4 protein-coding genes and 1 tRNA gene are annotated in these 4,522 nt (G+C 30.2%); 3 read left to right on the top strand and 2 right to left on the bottom strand.

The features are described 5' to 3' along the window. Positions 1 to 99 precede the first annotated feature (99 nt). Together Q0075_RS11290 and Q0075_RS11285 are read left to right on the top strand one after the other, a co-directional pair. Positions 100 to 774 (top strand): head GIN domain-containing protein, encoded by a 675-nt coding sequence (locus tag Q0075_RS11290; RefSeq protein WP_297869600.1) that lies wholly within the window; start codon positions 100 to 102, stop codon positions 772 to 774. Positions 775 to 883: 109 nt separating this feature from the next. After that, complete coding sequence (locus tag Q0075_RS11285) at positions 884 to 1,579, top strand: LysE family transporter (protein ID WP_297869599.1); 696 nt, start codon at positions 884 to 886, stop codon at positions 1,577 to 1,579. A 228-nt stretch (positions 1,580 to 1,807) separates the two neighbouring features. Here Q0075_RS11285 and Q0075_RS11280 read toward each other — a convergent pair. Continuing rightward, positions 1,808 to 1,878: transfer RNA gene (locus Q0075_RS11280), tRNA-Cys, on the bottom strand. Between the two features lie 123 nt (positions 1,879 to 2,001). Here Q0075_RS11280 and Q0075_RS11275 point away from each other — a divergent pair. Then, positions 2,002 to 3,921: an LTA synthase family protein gene (locus Q0075_RS11275; RefSeq protein WP_297869598.1), complete on the top strand. Its 1,920-nt coding sequence runs from the start codon at positions 2,002 to 2,004 to the stop codon at positions 3,919 to 3,921. A gap of 75 nt (positions 3,922 to 3,996) precedes the next feature. On the opposite strand, the gene folB is transcribed toward Q0075_RS11275, so the two are convergent. After that, positions 3,997 to 4,356, bottom strand: coding sequence for a dihydroneopterin aldolase (gene folB / locus Q0075_RS11270; protein WP_297869597.1), 360 nt, complete (start codon positions 4,354 to 4,356; stop codon positions 3,997 to 3,999). Positions 4,357 to 4,522: the final 166 nt, after the last annotated feature.

Raw genomic sequence — 4,522 nt, 5'->3', positions numbered from 1 at the left:
ACAATGTACTAATTTTTAGTGTTTTGAGCAACTTTTTTTATAATGCACTACGGGTGTATCAGTATATATTTTTTATTACTTTAAATAAATTAAAAACATATGAAAAACACATTTTTAACCTTTATAACTTGTTCCATTTTTTCATTTGGAATAGCGCAAACCGAAAAAAACGTTGGTGATTTTACTAAAGTTACTGCTTTTGATAAAATTGATGTCAACTTAGTAGCTTCATCTGAAAATAAAGTTGTTTTAACTGGAGCTAATTCTCAAGAAGTAGAAATAGTAAATAAAAATGGCGAATTAAAAATCAGAATGCCTTTAACCAAAATGTTAAGTGGCGACGATGTTTCTGCTACGGTTTACTTCAAAAAAATAGATGCTTTAGAAGCCAATGAAGGAAGTAGAGTTTCGTCTAAAGATGAAATCTCAGCTATTAATTTTAATATAATTTGTAAAGAAGGTTCTGAAATTAAATTAACTAATTTACAAGCTGATAGACTACAAGTTCGAGTTTCGCAAGGAAGTATTGTAACTACAAAAGGAGTAGTAAAAAACCAAGATATTGTATCGAATTCAGGTGGAAAATACGATGGTCAAGATTGTAAAACAGAACAAACTGTAGTTACTGTAAACGCTGGTGGAATGGCTGATGTATATGCAACGGATTTAGTAGATGCAAAAACGAGAGCGGGTGGTGAAATCACTATTTATGGTAAACCAAAACAAATTAACGAAAAGAAAATCGCAGGAGGAACTATCGAACAAGCGAAATAAAGTTAGTCACAGTTTTCAGTGACAGTTTTCAGTTTTTTTTGTAATTTCGTACTATTAACAATTTTTAGTTTGCATTACTGCGACTGAGAACCGAGACTGAGACTAAAACTTGCATTTACACGATATACTTACCGCAATTCCTTGGGGACTTTTGTTAGCCTTTTCAATTGGTCCTGGTTTTTTTGTATTACTTGAAACTAGTATTACTAAAGGGTTTAGAGCTGCTTTTGTTTTTGACTTAGGAATTGTTTTTGGTGATATTATCTTTATTTTGATTGTATATTTAAGTACCAATCAACTACTTGAACAATTAAAAGATAATCCCACCTTGTTTATTATTGGCGGAATTATCATGTTGATTTACGGTTTAACCTCTTTTATTATGTTGAAACGTAATTTAAAAAGACAACAAGAGGAAGAACAAGACGATGATAATATTCCTAAAAAGAATTACTTTGCATTGTTTTTTAAAGGATTTTTATTGAATTTTATTAACATTGGAGTACTAGGTTTTTGGATGATGATTATCATTACCTACGGCCCACAAATGGAAATGAATACTTCAAGAATTTCAATATTTTTTGCCGCAATTTTAGCATTTTATTTAGCTTTTGATATTGCTAAAATTCTATTAGCAAAACAGTTGAAACATAAATTAATTCCAGCAAACATCTATAAAATTAAAAGAGTAATCAGTTTAGTTATCTCTATTTTTGGATTGTTTTTTATCCTACAAGGTTTCTTCCCTAAAGAAAAAGAAATGATAACGAATAAGTTATTACCTGATACAACTGTAACTGAATAATATTTACTAAAAATCAAAACATATAAAACCTAAAAAAACTTAGGTTTTAGAGGCACCGTCTGGAATATCTTTAATTAATTTCACCTAAAAAATTTCCAATAAAAAAACCTCCTAATTTCTTAGAAGGTTTTAGAGGCATCTTCCTAAGCTTCGGAACGGAATATCTTTAATTAATTTTTTCTAAAAATTAAACAAAAAAAAGAGCTACTATTTCTAGTAACTCTTTAGAGGCATCGCCCGGATTCGAACCGGGGTAGACGGTTTTGCAGACCGCTGCCTAGCCGCTCGGCCACGACGCCATTAGTTGAACGGACTGCAAATTTACATTTTATTTCCTCTTTTCCAAAAATATTAAGCATTTATTAAGTACAAATATTTAGTTTTAAAGTTTAATTTTGTGCAAAACAAATAGTTGATTAATTATGAAGAATTTACGTTACTTAAAACCTATATTTAGTTTTTTCTTAATCGGTTTATCTATAACCACTATTAGTAGAATTCTTTTGTTTTTTGTATTCAAAGAACGTGTTGTGGAGAATCCAAACTATAGACAATTGTTCCTAATTGGTCTTCGTTTCGATTTAATTCTTATGAGTTACATCGCTTTTTTACCAGCAGTTTTAATTTCATTACTTCCAGATTCGATTTTAAAACACTTCAAAAAGTTCTTCAACTTTTACTTTATCTCCTTTTTGTTTTTGTTTCTGTTAATGGAGTTATCAACATTAGATTTTATCAATCAATACGATACACGTCCAAATCGTTTATTTTTAGATTATTTAATTTATCCTAAAGAAGTAGTAGGAACGCTGTTAAAAAGTTATTTACCTTCTTTAATCATCACTACTATTTTACTTGGAATTGCTTTGTTTTTTGCTTTTAAACACGGTAAAAAAATATTTTATCCAATAGATTTTAAATATAAAACAAAGCTTATTTTATTTCCTGTAGTTGCTTTCTTTTTGTTTTTTGGAGCTAGAGGTAGTTTAACTTCTAAACGTCCTATAAATGCTAGTAATGCCATCTTTTGTTCGGATCAAATGACGAACTCATTGGGATTAAATTCGCTTTACACGGTTGCATTTGCAGCTTATTCGATGAAGAATGAAGGTGATGTTAAGAAATACGGTAAAATGGACGAATTGGAAGCTTATACTCGTGTAAAAAAATACATGGATGTTTCCGAATTTATTCCAGGTGAAGTTCCTTTTTTACATCTTCAAAAACCGGATGTTCCACAACCAAAATACAATGTGGTCATCTTTTTACAAGAAAGTTTAGGAGCTGAATATGTAGGTTGTTTAAATGGTTTACCACTAACACCTGAATTAGATAAATTATCAAAAGAAGGGTTATTATTTACCAATTTATATTGTACCGGAACTCGAAGTGTAAGAGGAATTGAGCAAGTAACCGCTGGATTTTTACCTAATCCGTCAGAAAGTATTGTGAAATTAGGCGGTTCTCAACAAGGCTTTTTTACGCTAGCAGATGCTTTTAGTCGTCAAAATTACGATACGAGTTTCATTTATGGTGGAATGGCAAATTTTGATAATATGGCTTCTTTTTTCAATGGAAATGGTTTTAAAAACATCATAGATGAAACAGATTTCGATAAAGATGGAAAGAAATATGCCATGAAAGGAACTTGGGGTTATTGTGATGAAGATTTAGCAGTGAAAGCCAATGAATATTATAAAAATCTTGGAAACAAACCGTTCTTTTCTTTGATGTTTTCTACTTCAAATCACGAACCTTTTGAATTTCCTGATGGTAGAATTCAACTTTACGAACAACCTAAAAATACAGTTCATAATGCGATGAAATATGCCGATTTTTCAATTGGAAAATTTTTCGAATTAGCCAAAAAAGAAGCCTATTTTAAGAACACTATTTTTGTTGTTATTGCCGATCATAATACTAGAACGTATGGTAAAAATTTAGTTCCGGTAAATAAATTTCACATTCCTGCTTTAATTATTGCACCAAATGTTGAAAAAGGAATTACTTACGATAATTTAGCAAGTCAAATGGATATTCCATCAACCGTTTTAGCTTTATCAGGTATCACAACTAAAACGCCAATGCCAGGAAGAAACTTATTAAAACTACCAAAAGAAACTAAAGGAAGAACTATTATGTTATTCCATGAAACCTATGCTTTTAGAGTAGAAGATGATATTGTTATTTTAAATCCAAATGCAACACCATTACAGTTCAAAGTAAAAAGTGATACCGAATTAATTCCTGTTGCTTTGAATGAAGAATTAGCCAAAGATGCACTTGCTCATATTGTAGCATCAAGTAATTTGTACAAGAAAAGAGTTTATAAAATAGATTAAAAAAGTCTTATTGTGTCATACTGAACTTGTTTCAGTATCTAAAAAAAGAATCGGATGTTAATTCCGATTCTTTTTTTAATTTCTAAACTCTTCCATTTCTATTGTAACCGATTCTACATCGCCACCAATAGGAGGATTCAATTTCGAAACTGCTAATTTTATTCGAGAAATTGATGGAATTTCCGCAAAACATCTTGTGATAATGCGTTGAGCAACATGTTCTAATAATTTAGAGCGAATCGCCATTTCTTCCACCACAATTTTGTTTAAATGTACGTAATCAACGGTATCAGACAATTCGTCTGTTTGAGATGATTTGCGTAAATCGGTTTTAATTTCTAAATCCACTCGGTAATCAGAGCCTATTTTACCTTCCTCAATTAAACAACCGTGGTAAGAAAAAGTTCGAATATTATTTAATTTTATTGTTCCCATAACAAGCTTGTTTATTGTTTGTAGTTAATTGTTTATTGTTTTGAAAACTTGGTTCAACCATAAACCATAAACCATAAACTTTTTTTATCTTTGTCAAAAGTAAAAAAAACAATGTCAACAGAAGAAAAATCATTGAATTTTATAGAACAAATCATTGAAGAAGATT

The sequence above is a fragment of the uncultured Flavobacterium sp. genome, assembly GCF_937967675.1.
Taxonomy (GTDB): Bacteria; Bacteroidota; Bacteroidia; order Flavobacteriales; family Flavobacteriaceae; genus Flavobacterium.
The sequence above is the reverse complement of the archived record's forward strand: the minus strand, read 5'-3'. Positions and strand labels throughout refer to the sequence as shown.